This window comes from Pseudomonas gingeri (assembly GCF_013385635.1).
Lineage (GTDB): Bacteria > Pseudomonadota > Gammaproteobacteria > Pseudomonadales > Pseudomonadaceae > Aquipseudomonas > Aquipseudomonas gingeri_A.
Genome location: NZ_JACAPR010000029.1, coordinates 27,120 through 43,098 on the forward strand (window position 1 = coordinate 27,120; position 15,979 = coordinate 43,098).

Consider the following 15,979-nt stretch of genomic DNA (forward strand, 5'->3'; position numbering starts at 1 on the left):
TTTGGAGCCTGATCTGATGCTCGTTTGGAGTAGTTAACTAATCCCGGCCTGCGTACTCATCGCAGATGATCGTTATTACTCGAAGTTAACCACTTGCGCCCCCGTAAACTCTTTAGGAAGCAGTACGAGCAGAGAAGCTAGTAGCGCCTCAGCCTTTGAAAAAACTTTAAAGGTCAGAGGCCCCTTCTTGCCTTCCTTGCTCTTCACTCGGGCATCAGGGAGAAACCAACCTATCTGGATCTGTGCGGCATCAATAGCGAAGCTCAAGAGCAACTGACCATCAGCGTTCTTGATAGCCCATTTTTCAATATTTTCCATTTAAAGTAATCTCGTCTTTTTAATACTGGGTGCAGTCCTGAAAATAGCCCCCTCACACCTAAGATAGAGAGTAATACTTGCGAATAGCAAGTATCACAGACCGGCTTCCACATCTTGGCGCGTAACTGCACGCCCCATTGAGACTGTTGGTACCATGCCTTGACACCAATAGATAAGACATCAGCTCAATCGTTTCATTGCTCGCGCAAGCACATCGTCAGCAATTTCCGCATCATGCTGTGCAAGCGTTAAAGCGGCTTCGCTGGCTCGCAACTTGTTACGCGACTTTTGAGCCTCGAGCACACGCGTCAGAGATCCAAGGGTGTCTTGATAGCCCTGCTCGATCCAAGAGGGTATTTTCTCTGGATGAAAACCCAGTAAATCCCGGGGACCTGAGAACCATCCCTTTGTTCGTTCAAGACTACGGCTGGGACGTATCTCCAGCACTGTGGCGTCCGGGAATCGTTGCCGGCTCCATGCCGACCCTTCACTGAGATGAGTAACAATGACCAGGTTGCAACCAGCCTCGAGCAATGGTGCAATCGGAGTATTACCCTGTACCGTCTGCCAACCGCCCTGCCCACCATCGGAGTAACGCTTCCCGTCATGTAAACGAGAGGCAAACAGCAACGGAATAGCCGCCGAGGCAAGCAACGCCTGCTTGCGTTCGCCCTCAGCGAGCGACTGGATGAGAACAACTTCTGAGTCGGGCGTGTCGGCGAGCCCTAACTCAGCAGCGGCCACACGCAGCAAATCGTTGATTCCACCTTGCGACTGATACAGCGACACATAAAGTGGTAACCCCTTGTCAAGGCCTTCACTCTCTAGAAAAACATCCATCAGTTGCTTGAGCGGGGCATCATCCAGCAAACCATCATTCAGGCTCGCGAGTGATTCCGGCCAAGGCAAATCGAAATAATCGGCAGCCTTGCGGCCCATATCCAATGCCGCCAGTAGCGCTGCTCCACCCTGGGCACGCAAGCCTGCTGCTGCCAGCAAGGTCAGGTATATCGGTATATTGGCCGCCAATGGTGACTCCATGGCAAGCCGGTCCCACAACAACGTCAATCGCTCTATACCCACTCGCAGAGAGGGGGCCCCGGCTAGAACGCCCCCGTTCAGCGCGCCGATGCTAGCACCCGAGATCATATCAATACGTGCCCCTGCTTCATGCAGTGCCTTCAGCACGCCGACTTGATAAGCCCCCTTGGCACCACCACCAGACAACACCAGGCCAGTTTTGAAGGTTTCGCTCATTGCCCGTGCCCCATAAACACCTCACCAATCATGCCCTCTGCCACACGCTGAGCAGACCCCAGACGCGGCAAATGCAACGGTAGCGTCTCAGACTGACCTGAAATCGCGTAGACAAAGGGACTCAACAGGGGATCAGCCCAATCTCCTAGGTAACGAATCGCGTCACCAGTATCGCCTGCAATACCAACGCCGGCTGGAGTTGACTGAAGCATCCAGTAACGCACCGTAGACCGGCGCTCGGTACGAGCAACTTGTGCATCCCGCGCCAGCTGAATAATGGCGCGATCAGCCAGCATCTCAAGCAATTGCTGACGCTCACTCCCATCCTGCACGGCGCAGCAGCTTCCAAACGGCCCCCAACGCAGCTCCTCCAGCGCCGCATAGCAGCGCCCTGACAAACTCAGTGCGTCAAGTCGACCAGCCCCCCACTTTCCGAATACCTGATCAAGATGCAGATGGGCTTGCTGTAGACGGTCGATGCGTTCCACCTGGCTTTCAAGTGCATGGCAGCGATCACTCAACTCTTCGCTGAGAGTATCAAGTGCGAGCCGGGTCTGAACTGAATAGTCAGCCAAACGGGCTGTATTGCGTTTCAGATCACTCACCCTTTTCTGCAGCTGAGCAATCGTATGATTACTTAATGTCAACGAAGTGCTGAGATCTGTGAGCCAATGTAGAGCCCCTTCAATACCATCAAACAGGCTGGCATTAATCTCAGCCTGTCGCTTGGAGCCTTGCCCGGTAAAACCATCATAGAGTCTTAAGAAAAAATCAGTGCGCTTGGTGCTAACACGCAAGTGTTCACGACCAACATCAATGCCGTTGGCAAAGTCCACCACAAATTTCTCGGGCAGGCTGGTCAGCAATTGACATAACTCGGAAGACTGCGGCAGTGGCTCTGCACGGTTCATCAAGCTACCTCCTGAACTTGCACACAGGTATCCATCGCCAGTGCCTCACAATCGCCACGCAAGCTCGGCACATGGTGCTTGAAACGTACCAGTATTTGGGCCAAAGCCAACTGCTGCTCCTGACTACTTTGTTTGTCACGAATGCTTTGCGAGAGATCGCTGGAAAGCTGATTAATAAGATCGTGTAGTTGCTCAAAAAACACATCGACCGCTGCTTCCAAGGGGCGCTCGACCAGCTTGACAACTGCGTCTTTCAGCTCGCTGAAACTTTTATTCACAACGTGATTGATCGAATTGGCAACCAGGTTGATATCAATCTGGTAGTAACCCTCGGTTGTCGTGTAGCTCTCCCATCCCCAGTCCTCGCTGTCAAACCAACCACATATCGTTCCCCATACCCCACTGCTGCGCCGACGATACGGGACATTGCGTTGCTTCTTTTCTATTGCGTCGGCAAGTAACTCCTGACTGGAGAGCGGCAACGACAATGAGGGTAGTGTCGGCAATTGGATATCAATGGAGAAACCTTGCCGGCCGAAGCGTTCACTTAGTGCATTGATTAGCTGGACGGCCTGCCGGGAGACACTCCGATCAAACTCACGCTTAAATCGCTCCAGTTCCTTATTCACGTACTTATGCAAACTTCTCTCGTTGTGTTTGATAATATCTCGAACTCCATCCTCAATACCCTGGATCACCTCTTTTGCATCACGCTCAGTATCTAGCTGGATAATAGGGTTTTGGGGATCAAATTCGCGTCCAAACTTGAATTTTTTTTTACGCCGTCGTTCAGCTCTCGTATCAGTATTGCCGAAAATTTTTTTGGCCAAACCAAGAAAGGTAAAACCGACGATGCTGGTATGCTCTGCTACAACTTGCTTCTGCTCCGTATGTTTGGCTGCACTAAAACCCTTTTTTACCTCCTGCCCAATCGCTTCTCGGACCGTCAGAAAAGTCTGATCGATTGAAGTCTTGATCTCCTGGAACACCTCGTTAGAACGCTCACGAGAATCAGAGCGCAGGGTAATGACCTGATGGATATCGCTCTCAAGTGCCTTGATTTCATCGGTCAACTCATCGACGCTCTTTCCCAGCGCCACCTCACGAACATTCAGGAAATTGTTTAGGCTCTTGGCGATATCCTTGACTTTTGAAGCCGAGGAACTGATTGCAAATATCGCAGCTTGAGCATGAGCCCTGAGTAAAACCTTTTCCAGCGGCTCGGAAAACCGCGAATTTCGCCAGAGCTTGCCTGCACGCTTGCGCACATCATCATGATCTTGCAGATCTTCCGCTTCCCAGGATGCCCCGAATGCCAAGTTTGCAAAGTCCATGACCCAGTCATCCTCTGCACCGGTAGGCAGCGGCAATGCTCCACTCTCGTCCAGTGCACGTAGGGCACGGTTGGATAGATCACCCAGCTTGGAGGCTACCGGGAAAACATTGGACCGTTCGAATGGCTTGAGCATCGCTGCCACCTGATTGCAGGTCTCATCAAGACTGTCACTGTTTCTGTTTTTCTCATCAATCTTGTTGACCAGAGCATACATCCGCCCCTGAGCCACCTCGTTCAACTCAGCCAATTCGTATCTGATCTGGTCACTCGCATCCGAGCCCAACTGGGTGTAATCAAGCACGGCCATCACGGCAGACGCGCGCCTAAGTTGATCGCGCAGCATATGTCGCAAATGCTGTTGACCTGCTTCATTGGGCCCTGGAGTATCGAGCAGGGTGAAACTTCCAGCACCAGGTGGCAAGTCCGCAAAATGTGCGAACTCGATCTCGATCAAAGGAATGTTGTCGATATCCCTGTAGGCGTCAAAGGGGAATTTGACGTCAAGCGCAAAACACATCCGCACCAGATCGTTGAGATCACGTAAAAACTCATAGATCTGCTCGGGCCCCTCGTAACGTTGCTGGACCGTCTGACTTGCCTGGACCTTAGCAATCAGCTCCGACATATCCTTACCGAAGGGCATCTCTTCAATAAACTCACGACCCTGTGGGGTGGTAAGAGCAGACTTGAGTTCAGCCATCACCTGGTTGAGGAGCTTCGCCTTGTCCACTGTCAATGTGGGACTCTGCTGACCTGGAAGATGACGGATCCGCGTAGGTAAAGCTGTCATCGGCCGGTTACGATTAGGAAGAACCTCAGCCCCGACAATTGCATTGATGGTGGTGGACTTACCAGCCTTCATGGTCCCAACCACGGCTAGAACCATCTCCAGGCGCTGCAGTTTGCTTTGCTCGTCAGCCAGCATACGCAACTGCTCTTCAAGGCTTTTGGGGGTAAAAGTGGGATGTTCATTATCCACTTCATCAACCACCACGCCCGGAGCGTCTTTCATGCGCTGCAACATATCTATTACAACATCCAGCAAGCGCAGAGCTTCCTCACGTAGCAGTTCGATATGCTCCTGATCCATCCCTTCTCCTTGACGAGGCCTTTGCCTCAAACATCTTCATTGAGCGCTTGCGGCGTGCAAACACTTTCCAAAAGAGGGTCCATGCCTATCAGAACACTCAATCCTCACCAAATAATGGCACAAGGACACCACTCACATCAAACACGACACAAACTCCAGCCTATCTCGGTAGAGAGGTAACTCCTCCCTAATCCAACGTCTAGCTGCCCCAACGCCGGCCCAGTACCCACTCGATTCTCATACTCACCATTCTTCTTGGTAGTGGGGGTTGTTGAAATAGATATTCAATCGCAGCAACCGACACGGCGCATTGTTGCCGCTGGGAAACTCCTTGAACTCAGGCTTCGTACCGATATTCCCCTCTCCCCAAAAATGGGTGGACATGATCAGTTCCTCACCGGATGGCTGTTGGCGTGTTGGAGCATCCGTCGCTGATAAGCCCGCTCGGCCAGATCCACTTTGCCCGCACAAAGAAAAGCTTGCCGACTGATACTGTGCGTCAGGCTGATCTGCATATTGATGATGATCCGCTGTATCTCCAACGCATAAAGATCAGAAATGAGGCTGAACGGCGTGCGTTCGTCACTCATCAACTCCGCCCACAGATCCACCCCCATCTTGCTGCGATCCATTCGGCTCCAACGCAAAAACACCGTCCCTGCCCCCGTGGATTGTCGAACCAAACGAATGGGCAACAACGTGAACGGATACCGCTCAGCCTGAGCCAGCACATTCTGCATCGCCAACTCTACGAGGCCTTCCGTCAACGCGCAGCACCAATCCCCCATTTCAATCAGCTCCCCCTTACCCTTAAAAGGCTTTAAAAGCCCTTTAAGGAAGGCACCGTGTTCCAGCGCAGAGAAGGCACTCTGTTGCAAGGGCTGGAAGGCAACCTGTTTGGGACCATCCTCCGCATTTCTCGGATCGGCACCGCTGTCATTCCCTTGTGAATTGACCATCGAATCAATCCTCCTGGCTCTCAGACACCCTCGGCACTGCCCCAGCAGAGACCGGCGCAGAAGAGGCCCCCACCCCCTCGCCAATGCCCTCCCTGCCTTGCACCTGACTCCGCATGATCGCCGGCGCAAACTCCGAACGTCGCGTCCCCTCCAGCACATCCAACGGTAAGGTTCCAAACCTCTCCTGAGCCTGCCGAGCCACGTCATTGCCAGCAGCGAAATCAGCACGCGTCGCACCCGAAAACTTGTACTGCTGAGCGAACCCGAACAGGCTGCGCAGCACACGGCCACCGGAGTTTATCCAGTGCTCCATGTCCCGCCGACTCATCAATGCAACGTAATGACACTGCTGCGCCTGACGAACAAAGTTGTCGTAGGCAACGATCAGGTACAGCGCCAAAAAACCGAAGGGTGAGTTGATGAATACCGGTACTTTGACAGGCTCGGTATTCAACGTCTTACTCACGCTAAGCGCCTCGGGAATCAAGCTCATGAGCTGATCCAGGTTTCGCCGGACCATGGTCAAATCAGCCTTTGAGCTTTCCAGTTTCTCCTGCATCCGGATCATCCAAAAGTCCGAATAAGGATCATCCTGTGCCGCCCCGAGCTTCATTCTGTTCATCAAACGGACGAATCCGGCAAACCCAATAATCGCGGGTTTATTTTCGTCAGCAGGTCTGCCCTGCCAGACACGCACAGCGTGATGGGTATGAAGTGTCAGCTTGATTGAACTGCGCAGGGGACCTAGGCTTTTTAAAAGATGCTCAGACATCGATTGCTCCTGGTGGTGGGCGGTCAAGGCAGCAGTGTTATCAGGAACAAAACGATCATCAGCCGAAAAACAGAATCGAGCGTGCCGAGTTTTAAAACACCCCGATAGCGGCGCCCAACTTATTTGCTGCCCACCACAGCCACCCTCACAACACCCACCAAATCTGAAGCCACCCATTCCAGTTTTCTTGCAGCCCTCTTCTCCCATATTTGCAACCGTGTCCGCCCCACTGATGAGGACACAGCCATGCCCCAATCCCCCTTTCGCCTTATTGCTTCAACCCGTACTTTCAACACCGAGCAAAGACCATGACCCAGTCCCATACCATCGAAGCACTGCTACGTCCCGCCGTGGAGTTGTATACCGTGGCGGTGTGCATCATCGGGGCAGGCCTGAGTCTGTTCGCGCCCTGGTCACTCGCCCTCACCCCTTTGTTCGGCGCAGTGACGGCGCTGGTCTTTCTGGTGTTCGGGGGCATTCGTCTTCGCCAGGCGCTTATGGTCTTGCGGTACAGGCGAAACATCCGCCGGCTACCGCGCTACGTGATCACCAGCAAACACGTCCCCGTGAGTAACCAACGGCTGTTTATCGGCATCGGCTTCAAGTGGGAGCAGCGACACACCCAGCGCCTGATGCAAACCTACCGCCCCGAGTTTCGCCGCTATGTGGAACAGACACCGCTGTTTCAGCAGGCCCGCCGGCTTGAACAACGCCTGGAAAAGGCGTCCTTTCCGTTGAGCGTGATTCCTGCAATCACCAGTTGGGACAACCCGCTCAACCCCGTACGCCCGCTCCCACCCGTAGGCGGCTCTCCCCGCCTCCACGGCGTTGAACCCAACGAAGTCGAAGTGTCACTGCCCCTCGGCGAACGCGTCGGTCACAGCCTGGTTCTGGGCACCACCCGAGTAGGCAAAACCCGGCTGGCCGAACTGTTCATCACCCAGGACATTCGCCGGGTCAAACACCTCAACGGGAAAGCCCTCTTCGAACCGGTGATCGTGTTCGACCCCAAAGGCGATGCCGACCTGCTCAAACGCATGTACGTCGAAACCCAACGCGCCGGACGCGAAGACGAGTTCTATGTCTTTCACCTGGGCTGGCCGGACTTCTCGGCCCGCTACAACGCCGTAGGCCGTTTCGGGCGGATCTCCGAAGTCGCCAGCCGGATCTCCGGGCAACTCTCGGGCGAAGGCAACAGCGCGGCCTTTCGTGAGTTCGCCTGGCGCTTCGTCAACATCATTGCCCGCGCATTGGTGGAACTGGGCAACCGTCCGGATTACCTGAAGATCCAGCAACACGTGATCAACATCGATGCCCTGTTCATCGAGTACAGCGGCCATTACTTCACCCAGCACGACCCAGGCGCCTGGGACATCATCGTCTCCATCGAAGGTGCCCTGACCGAGAAGAACACCCCCCACAACATGCGAGGCCGCCAACCCCGCGTCACGGCAATCGATCAGTACCTGTCCCAAACTCGAGTCGCCGATCCGGTCATGGACGGCCTGCGCTCCGCCGTACGCTACGACAAAACCTACTTCGACAAGATCGTGGCCTCCCTCCTGCCCCTGCTGGAGAAACTCACCACAGGGCGCATGGCAGAGCTGATCTCACCCGACTACACCGACATGGATGACCCTCGGCCGATTTTCGACTGGATGCAGGTCATTCGGAAGCGCGCGGTCGTGTATGTCGGCCTCGACGCCCTGTCCGACCCGGAGGTGGCCGCCGCGGTGGGCAACTCGATGTTCGCCGACCTGGTGTCTGTGGCCGGCCATATCTACAAACTCGGCATCGATGACGGACTGCCCGATACCGCCCAGGACCAGAAGATTCCGATCAATCTCCATGCTGACGAATTCAACGAACTGATGGGCGACGAGTTCATTCCGATGATCAACAAGGGCGGCGGCGCAGGCATCCAGGTCACCGCCTACACCCAGACCATCAGCGACATCGAGGCGAAGATCGGCAACCGCGCCAAGGCAGGCCAGGTGGTGGGCAACTTCAACAACCTCTTCATGCTGCGGGTACGCGAAACCGCCACCGCCGAATTGCTGACCAAACAACTGCCCAAGGTCGACGTCTACTCCACCACCTTGGTCAGCGGCGCCACTGACAGCTCGGATCCTTCAGGCGGCACCGACTTCACCAGCAACACCCAGGACCGGGTCAGTTCCACCAGCGTGCCACTGATCGAACCCGCCCACGTGGTCAGCCTCCCCAAAGGCCAGGCCTTCGCCCTGATCGAAGGCGCCAACCTCTGGAAAATCCGCATGCCTCTACCCGCCCCAGACCCCGACGAATGCATGCCCAAAGACCTGCAAACCCTGGCCGACAGCATGCGCAGACGCTACATCGATGGAGGCGGCGAATGGTGGACCGGTAGCGGAACATCAGCGCTCGATGACCTCGCACCCTGAGCGGTTTCAGAACCCGCTGAGCACAATGACGGGTGGTTTCTCTGGTAGTGTGAGCGCACACAGCACTCCACTGATAAAACCAAGACACGGCTCATGGGCGCTCCAATCATCATCGGCAACAGCTATGACCTTTGGGTCAGCAACAGCATGAAAGATACGTTCTGCGAGGTCCTCACAGCTGTTGCGGCCCTGGAAGGCCATGACATCACGGCCATATACGAGGAAGCGCCCGGTGTGGCCGGCACGTACGGTGTCTCAGGCATCGGCATCCACCTCGACGAATTTCATCACTACCTCGGCGGACGGGCCGGCGTTCGACACCACCTCGATCTGTGCCGTACCCGGCTGGACGAAGTCGCCGAATCCTGCGGTCTGTCACCAGCAGGCTCAGAGCGCATGGCACACCTGCTTGCCTGGGCAGCCCATCAAATGGACGGTCACCCGATCCCTGAAGGCTGCAACCTCTACGAGGACTGGCCGCCCGGCTCGACCGATATGCGATAACTACATTCAGGAGCTCTTGAAGAATGTTCTTCTGACTGTTTTCTATCGGTCGTGACCGGCAGCAACCGGCCAAAAGCGGGCATCGCACTTCATTAGCACTTGTATCCGATCTCCATTGGCTATGGGCTTAGAAAAATAGGGTCAATAATAGGGGCTACGAAAATTGCCGATATGGCAGCAACAACAACCCATAGGAACGAGTCCCAATACTTTACGAGAGCCACCAGCCCAGCACCGACCGCAGGCAATAGCGCCAGTACCTGCAATAGATGAAAGGTACGCCGCAAAGTACGCCCCTGTTTTTCGACTTGCTCAATTGTAATCCTGAGCAGGCCCTGAAGCTTGGGGGGATAGGTTTTTATTTTGTCTTTGAAGTCGTCGAAAACAACATTGAAGCTGTGTAACAAGCGGTCCGTCTGAAGCATTTGATTGTGCAATATCGCGAGTAAGACCAGCGAAACAACGATCAAACCAAGTACCAGAACGAATCCTTCAAATGAAGAAGTACTGTTGTTCAGAACAACCCATCCAGCAAAAGAGACCGGGAGCGCCAGCATTTTTCCAGCAATGTCACCCAGCACGCCGCTGAGCTTGGTCCCGTAGTCGATTTCCGCCTGTGCCAATTCGCGCCGAGCCTTCTCGAATGAAAAGCTATAGACGTAAGTTTGTAAATTTGCGCGATAGGTAGCGAGGACCTCCTTCCATTCGCGAACCACTACGAGGAAGTGATTTGGCTCACTTTCAAACTTCTCAATTACACTGGCGATCGCCATCCGAATCATCAGCTTGCGTTCTGAAAGATGAGCTTTATTCTCGTTTTTGCGGTTAAGAATCTCCTCAAGCAAACTCATATGCCTGAGTTCATGGCCAAGAACATGTTCATCAACCTGAGTCGGCAGCAAAAACGTCCTAGGCGGTTTTGCGCCGTCGGGAGGCAAAGCGAAGAACAAGTTATAGGTATCTGGACTGCTGTCCTTGTCAACCCCGATTGCCAGCAATGCCAGAAGCTCGATTAGCCTACAAACTCGTCTAAGCTCTTTAATTTGTGTTGGTTCACTAGCGTCAAAATCTGCCCACCCCAAGTCAACGACGTACACGTTCTGCGGAAACTGCCCTTTGCCCAGTGACCCGTTACGGGCCAAGTCGCTAACGTTCGCGTAAAACCGACCAGATTCATTCGTAGGTAGGCGGAGCTCGATCTCCACCGCACCACCGTCAACAAATTCATGATGTTGGATTTTGCCAAATTCGGGCTGCAGATCCTTGCATGCCTGCAGCGCGGCAGTGATGTCGGTAGTGGGCAGTCCGTCATAGGAGACCACACCTCCTTCAATGGCTGGCGCTCCCATTGCCCGGTACAGGGCTACAACATCGGAAAACATGGCTTACCCAACCCTGGCCTGCAGCTCTTTCTCTATCAAATCGACCAGTTCCTGGGTCATGTTTGACAAGGTCAGCTTCTTGCGACCCTCATCGTAATAAACATCGGACGTTGCCTCCTTACCCAAGGCACCACGTTCAAATTGAAGCGACCAGCTCGCAGCTTCGCCTTTGATCCTGGTCTTCTCCTTCAGCGATTTGGCATTGACAGTAAAGTCCTCAGGGACTCGATGTTTTTCGTCGTTGAGATAGTCTTTCAGTCCTGCAATTTCATCGACTAGGTCAGGCGGAACGTGCTGAATTGCCGCATGGCAGATCGCATCTAACCGAGCGGATTTGCCATCCGCCAGTCGGTCCTGCAAGTACCGGACAACCGCCTCTTTCGCCTTGTAAGCAAAAGGCTTGAGCTCTTTATTGTTACGGAAGAAACGGCCAACGTAATCGATGGCATTTTTAGTTGCACGGCCGGACGCCACGCCTTTGGCGCATCCCAAAGCGGAGATGAAATAGTCAGAAGCCTGGCTGTCCCGACCGCGGCTGATAAAGCACAGATAGGTCGAATCAACCTCGTCTGCGTCCTCAGCATCTACAACTGTATTCCCCGCAGCAGCAGATACGGCGGCGGCAGTAACCGACGCGAACTTCAAAAAGTTGATCCTGGCCGCCTGCTGAACCGTCTTCAGGTCCACTTCCTGAATGGCTTTGGGTACGTAGTTCTCATCGAGCTGAATGCCGCCACGCTGTTTGATGCTGGCGACCAGAAAGAAGTCAGACGCACCCGAGGTGTATTGCGCGCAGAGAATATGGCCGCCAGTGGCCAAGGTTTGGTCCCTCGCCTGCTCGACAAGCTGATCCATGGCTAAGTGGGTTAACGCAATAAATTCAGCCTCATCACCACAGACATCCACGTAAGCGCTAAACCGATCAGGAAACGGACCTTGCCGACCGTCGTCAGCAAATTGTCCGTAGACAACACTGTTTCCTTCTTTACCAATCAGACCGTTGATGCCTTCGACCAGAGACTCTAAAGCTGGGTTTTGGGTATCCAGGACAACGTCCTTTTTCACCACGTCAGAAACAAGACCCGTATGAGCAATCTTTTTGAAACTGTGGATGATGGCGGTTTTCAGCGTGATCACAAGTCGACTTCCATTTCAGTAATATCAATGTGAGATTACGAGAGTCAGAGTTAACCTGCAAATGGCCATTGGTCTACTGCCCGTATTCTCTAGCGGTCCACAGAGCCAAATGTAGGTAATTGGCATCACAACTGTATATCCAACCAGCACCCATGTCGAGCTCTCTATGCCTGCATGATATTGACTGCTAAGGGCAAATCTCGGCCCCTGTCGACAGACTGCTATTGGCCGATTCTGTTGAAAAAGTCGGTTTTGGTTTTCACGACAGAAAAGTACGCGTCTGAGATTGAAATCCGCTTTTTGAGCAGAGGGTTCAGGTCCCAGATTTCACGCAGCAGTGTGCAAAAATGACGTTCTCACCGCTCAATGCACGGACCGCCAGTCCGGGTCGACTTTTTCAACAGAATCGGCCGAAAGCGGGCGCTTGAGAACGCCCATTCCTGCTCCCCAATTCGCGAAACCGCAAGACAACTCCCTTTCTATTGCCTGAAATTTCCTAGAAAATCCCGACCGCTTGTTTGTGTTTGATCACACCGCGAGGCTTCGACTCGTCACTGCACATCAGTGGCAGGGTTTGGTAGCCCTCGGTGTAACTAGGCGCAAAGCGCCACCTTGAGCAAGGCGCTTTTTTTCGGCCTCGGCCTTATGGTGGCCGTGCGCAGGGCGTCCTCGGACGCGCCGGGCTCCTAGTGCACCGGTCTACCAACCTGCGTACGGCCGCCACCCCTGAATCGTTTGGTAGCGATGGTGACGGCTCCTTAACTTGCACTATGGAGTATCGAAACCATGTTCAAACTCACTCCCAACCCGCCTAATGGCGATGGGTGTGGGCATCTGATCGAGATGGCACATGTGTGGATCGACGCCGTGCTGGATAAGCCGCCCGCCAGCATCGGCAGCTGACAGCGCTCAGGGATGAATGGGAAGCAAGGCTTCCCGTTTCTTTTGCCGACATGTGTGATGTGGAGCAGAGCGTCACGGGCTGCGTTCCCACGCGGAGCGTGGGAACGATCAGCGCAGCAAGCCAGGACTCAGTTGCTGGGCCGTTGCTTGGTCGCATCCAGCTCGGCCTTTTTGGCCGTGCTGAGTTCGGTGATCTTCGCCGACTTGGCGATTGCCATGTCGAAGGTGTCCTGCATTTTGGCAATGGCGTCGGTCGCCGTGCCTTTCAGCCCACCGTTGGCGGCCCAGTCGAAGTTCCAGACGCCGGACAGGTTGTCGGCACCCGCCACATCATGGGTTTCGATGGCGGTGAAGACATCGGGGTGGCGCTCCATGTACTTGGCCGCCTCGGAGACGCTGGCGGGAACCTTGCCCGAGGTGTCGTTGGCCAGTTGAGAAAGCTCCTGCTTGGTGATCGCCGACTTGCCCGTTTTGCGCATGTAATCGGCAATGACCTGGCTGGACTTGGCCGTGTCCAGCGTGCTGTCAAACGCAGAACTCTTCGCTTTTGAACTGCTCGGCCCGCTACCAGCGGGTGATACGGTAGTAGACATCGGCGCTGCTCCCTCGATGGAATGACTGACATCGTCGCACTGACGATAACGAGTCACGGACGGTAGCATGGGCCAATGGCCACTCTTCTGTACCTTCACAACAATTCACAACGTTTCTCATCCGCAGCCCCTGGCTCGTCGCCAGACACAAAAAAAGCACCCGCAGGTGCTTTTTTGTCAGCGCTATCAGCTCACCAAACCCGCCGCCCGGGCCCGCGCCGTGTGCAGTTTCTTGTAGCTGTCGATCAACCGCAGGTGCCGGTCGAGCCCTTCCAGTTTCATACTGGTCGGCGTCAGGCCATGGAAGCGCACACTGCCGTTCACCGAGCCGATCACCGCGTCCATCCGCTCGTTGCCGAACATGCGACGGAAGTTGGCTTCGTAGTCTTCCAACTGCAGATCCTCGTCCAGGTGCATTTCCAGCACCGCGTTCACGGCCTGGTAAAACAGCCCGCGCTCGACGGTGTTGTCGTTGTACTGCAGGAAGGTTTCCACCAGTTCCTTTGCCTCGTCGTAATGCTGCAAGGCGAGACGGATCAGCAGCTTCAACTCCAGGATGGTCAATTGGCCCCAGGCGGTGTTGTCGTCGAACTCGATGCCGATCAGGGTGGTGATGTCGGTGTAATCGTCCAGCTCGCTCTCGTCCAGCAGACCGACCAACGCTTGCAGACCGGCATCGTCGAGGCTGTGCAGGTTGAGGATATCTTCGCGGAAGAACAGGGCCTTGTTGGTGTTGTCCCAGATCAGGTCGTCGACCGGATAGATCTCCGAATAGTCCGGTACCAGGATGCGGCAGGCCGTTGCGCCGAGGTCGTCGTACACCGCCATGTACGCTTCCTTGCCCATCGCTTCGAGGATACCGAACAGCGTTGCGGCCTCCTCGGCATTGGAGTCTTCACCCTGGCCGGAGAAGTCCCATTCGACAAATTCGTAATCGGACCTGGCACTGAAGAAGCGCCACGACACCACGCCACTGGAGTCGATAAAGTGCTCGACGAAGTTGTTCGGCTCGGTCACCGCGTGGCCTTCGAAGGTCGGCTGCGGCAGATCGTTCAGGCCTTCGAAACTGCGGCCCTGGAGCAGTTCCGTCAGGCTGCGCTCCAGCGCCACCTCAAAGCTCGGGTGCGCGCCGAACGAGGCAAATACACCGCCGGTACGCGGGTTCATCAAGGTCACGCACATCACCGGGAACTCGCCGCCCAGCGACGCATCCTTGACCAGTACCGGGAAACCCTGCTCTTCCAGGCCCTGGATGCCGGCCAGGATGCCGGGGTACTTCGCCAGCACGTCCTGCGGCACATCCGGCAGGGCCATTTCGCCTTCGAGGATTTCGCGCTTCACCGCGCGCTCGAAGATTTCCGACAGACACTGCACCTGCGCTTCGGCCAGGGTATTGCCGGCACTCATGCCATTGCTGAGAAACAGGTTCTCGATCAGGTTGGACGGGAAGTACACCACTTCGCCGTCCGACTGGCGCACATACGGCAGCGAGCAGATGCCGCGTTCGGTATTGCCGGAGTTGGTGTCGTACAGGTGCGAGCCGCGCAGTTCGCCATCGGGGTTGTAGATCTTCAGGCAGTACTCGTCGAGGATCTCGGTCGGCAGCGCGTCTTTACGACCCGGCTTGAACCAGCGCTCGTTCGGGTAATGCACAAACGCCGCGTTGGCGATGTCTTCGCCCCAGAACTGATCGTTGTAGAAGAAGTTGCAGTTGAGCCGCTCGATAAACTCGCCCAGCGCCGACGCCAGCGCGCCTTCCTTGGTCGAGCCCTTGCCATTGGTGAAGCACATCGGCGAGTGGGCATCGCGAATATGCAGCGACCAGACGTTGGGCACGATATTGCGCCACGAAGCGATCTCGATCTTCATACCCAGGTCCGCCAGGATGCCGGACATGTTGGCGATGGTCTGTTCCAGCGGCAGATCCTTGCCGGCGATAAAGGTCAGCGCTTCGGAATCGGAGTTGAGCATCAGCAACGCCTGGGCATCGGCGTCGAGGTTGTCCACTTCCTCGATCACGAACTCGGGACCGGTCTGCACCACCTTTTTCACCGTGCAGCGGTCGATGGAACGCAGGATGCCCTGGCGATCCTTGGCCGAGATATCCGCCGGCAACTCGACCTGGATCTTGAAGATCTGGTTGTAGCGGTTTTCCGGATCGACGATGTTGTTCTGCGAGAGGCGGATGTTCTCGGTGGGAATATTGCGCGTCTGGCAGTACAGCTTGACGAAATAGGCGGCGCACAACGCCGAAGAAGCCAGGAAATAATCGAACGGACCCGGGGCCGAGCCGTCGCCCTTATAGCGGATAGGTTGATCGGCCACCACCGTGAAGTCATCGAACTTGGCTTCAAGTCGAAGGTTGTCGAGAAAATTAACCTTGATTTCCATGCG

The 15,979-nt window shown here is 55.1% G+C and carries 13 protein-coding genes; 2 read left to right on the forward strand and 11 right to left on the reverse strand.

Translation table 11 applies throughout. The annotated features are described in order from the left end of the window. Positions 1 to 75: 75 nt before the first annotated feature. The 7 genes from HX851_RS29880 to HX851_RS29910 form a co-directional block, all read right to left on the reverse strand. Complete coding sequence (locus HX851_RS29880; protein ID WP_177066387.1) at positions 76 to 318, reverse strand: hypothetical protein; 243 nt, start codon at positions 316 to 318, stop codon at positions 76 to 78. Positions 319 to 498: 180 nt separating this feature from the next. Then, positions 499 to 1,575 (reverse strand): patatin-like phospholipase family protein, encoded by a 1,077-nt coding sequence (locus HX851_RS29885; RefSeq protein ID WP_177066388.1) that lies wholly within the window; start codon positions 1,573 to 1,575, stop codon positions 499 to 501. Further along, the gene (locus HX851_RS29890) at positions 1,572 to 2,486 is read right to left on the reverse strand and encodes a diguanylate cyclase regulator RdcB family protein (protein WP_177066389.1); all 915 of its coding nucleotides are present in this window, start codon (positions 2,484 to 2,486) and stop codon (positions 1,572 to 1,574) included. Before HX851_RS29890 ends, HX851_RS29885 begins: the two co-directional genes overlap by 4 nt. After that, complete coding sequence (locus HX851_RS29895; RefSeq protein ID WP_177066390.1) at positions 2,486 to 4,912, reverse strand: dynamin family protein; 2,427 nt, start codon at positions 4,910 to 4,912, stop codon at positions 2,486 to 2,488. Before HX851_RS29895 ends, HX851_RS29890 begins: the two co-directional genes overlap by 1 nt. 243 nt (positions 4,913 to 5,155) lie before the next feature. Beyond that, positions 5,156 to 5,296 (reverse strand): single stranded DNA-binding domain-containing protein, encoded by a 141-nt coding sequence (locus tag HX851_RS29900; protein WP_439899241.1) that lies wholly within the window; start codon positions 5,294 to 5,296, stop codon positions 5,156 to 5,158. Positions 5,297 to 5,298: 2 nt separating this feature from the next. Next, entirely contained in the window at positions 5,299 to 5,871 is a 573-nt protein-coding gene (locus HX851_RS29905) for a DUF3158 family protein (RefSeq protein ID WP_177066391.1), read from the reverse strand. Between the two features lie 4 nt (positions 5,872 to 5,875). Continuing rightward, complete coding sequence (locus HX851_RS29910) at positions 5,876 to 6,643, reverse strand: PFL_4669 family integrating conjugative element protein (RefSeq protein ID WP_177066392.1); 768 nt, start codon at positions 6,641 to 6,643, stop codon at positions 5,876 to 5,878. 308 nt (positions 6,644 to 6,951) lie between these two features. On the opposite strand from HX851_RS29910, the gene traD reads away from it, so the two are divergent. Both traD and HX851_RS29920 read left to right on the forward strand, forming a co-directional pair. Continuing rightward, positions 6,952 to 9,066 carry a type IV conjugative transfer system coupling protein TraD gene (gene traD / locus HX851_RS29915; protein ID WP_177066393.1) on the forward strand — a complete coding sequence of 705 codons (2,115 nt, stop codon included), beginning with the start codon at positions 6,952 to 6,954 and terminating at the stop codon, positions 9,064 to 9,066. 93 nt (positions 9,067 to 9,159) lie between these two features. Further along, positions 9,160 to 9,570 carry a hypothetical protein gene (locus HX851_RS29920; protein ID WP_177066394.1) on the forward strand — a complete coding sequence of 137 codons (411 nt, stop codon included), beginning with the start codon at positions 9,160 to 9,162 and terminating at the stop codon, positions 9,568 to 9,570. A 119-nt stretch (positions 9,571 to 9,689) separates the two neighbouring features. On the opposite strand, the gene HX851_RS29925 is transcribed toward HX851_RS29920, so the two are convergent. From HX851_RS29925 to HX851_RS29940, 4 genes are all read right to left on the reverse strand, one after another. Continuing rightward, entirely contained in the window at positions 9,690 to 10,952 is a 1,263-nt protein-coding gene (locus HX851_RS29925; RefSeq protein WP_177066395.1) for a hypothetical protein, read from the reverse strand. Positions 10,953 to 10,955: 3 nt separating this feature from the next. After that, positions 10,956 to 12,089 carry a nucleoid-associated protein gene (locus HX851_RS29930; RefSeq protein WP_177066397.1) on the reverse strand — a complete coding sequence of 378 codons (1,134 nt, stop codon included), beginning with the start codon at positions 12,087 to 12,089 and terminating at the stop codon, positions 10,956 to 10,958. 1,031 nt (positions 12,090 to 13,120) lie between these two features. Continuing rightward, positions 13,121 to 13,585: a hypothetical protein gene (locus HX851_RS29935; RefSeq protein WP_177063588.1), complete on the reverse strand. Its 465-nt coding sequence runs from the start codon at positions 13,583 to 13,585 to the stop codon at positions 13,121 to 13,123. A 186-nt stretch (positions 13,586 to 13,771) separates the two neighbouring features. Next, positions 13,772 to 15,976, reverse strand: a complete 2,205-nt coding sequence (locus HX851_RS29940) for an OsmC domain/YcaO domain-containing protein (RefSeq protein ID WP_177066400.1) — start codon at positions 15,974 to 15,976, stop codon at positions 13,772 to 13,774. Between the last annotated feature and the right edge of the window lie 3 nt (positions 15,977 to 15,979).

What these genes read in the sequence shown, in the direction of transcription:
- HX851_RS29880 (WP_177066387.1), bottom strand. Translation starts at nt 318, where the DNA reads ATGGAAAATATTGAAAAATGGGCTATCAAGAACGCTGATGGTCAGTTG.
- HX851_RS29885 (WP_177066388.1), bottom strand. Translation starts at nt 1,575, where the DNA reads ATGAGCGAAACCTTCAAAACTGGCCTGGTGTTGTCTGGTGGTGGTGCC.
- HX851_RS29890 (WP_177066389.1), bottom strand. Translation starts at nt 2,486, where the DNA reads ATGAACCGTGCAGAGCCACTGCCGCAGTCTTCCGAGTTATGTCAATTG.
- HX851_RS29895 (WP_177066390.1), bottom strand. Translation starts at nt 4,912, where the DNA reads ATGGATCAGGAGCATATCGAACTGCTACGTGAGGAAGCTCTGCGCTTG.
- HX851_RS29900 (WP_439899241.1), bottom strand. Translation starts at nt 5,296, where the DNA reads ATGTCCACCCATTTTTGGGGAGAGGGGAATATCGGTACGAAGCCTGAG.
- HX851_RS29905 (WP_177066391.1), bottom strand. Translation starts at nt 5,871, where the DNA reads ATGGTCAATTCACAAGGGAATGACAGCGGTGCCGATCCGAGAAATGCG.
- HX851_RS29910 (WP_177066392.1), bottom strand. Translation starts at nt 6,643, where the DNA reads ATGTCTGAGCATCTTTTAAAAAGCCTAGGTCCCCTGCGCAGTTCAATC.
- traD (WP_177066393.1), top strand. Translation starts at nt 6,952, where the DNA reads ATGACCCAGTCCCATACCATCGAAGCACTGCTACGTCCCGCCGTGGAG.
- HX851_RS29920 (WP_177066394.1), top strand. Translation starts at nt 9,160, where the DNA reads ATGGGCGCTCCAATCATCATCGGCAACAGCTATGACCTTTGGGTCAGC.
- HX851_RS29925 (WP_177066395.1), bottom strand. Translation starts at nt 10,952, where the DNA reads ATGTTTTCCGATGTTGTAGCCCTGTACCGGGCAATGGGAGCGCCAGCC.
- HX851_RS29935 (WP_177063588.1), bottom strand. Translation starts at nt 13,585, where the DNA reads ATGTCTACTACCGTATCACCCGCTGGTAGCGGGCCGAGCAGTTCAAAA.
- HX851_RS29940 (WP_177066400.1), bottom strand. Translation starts at nt 15,976, where the DNA reads ATGGAAATCAAGGTTAATTTTCTCGACAACCTTCGACTTGAAGCCAAG.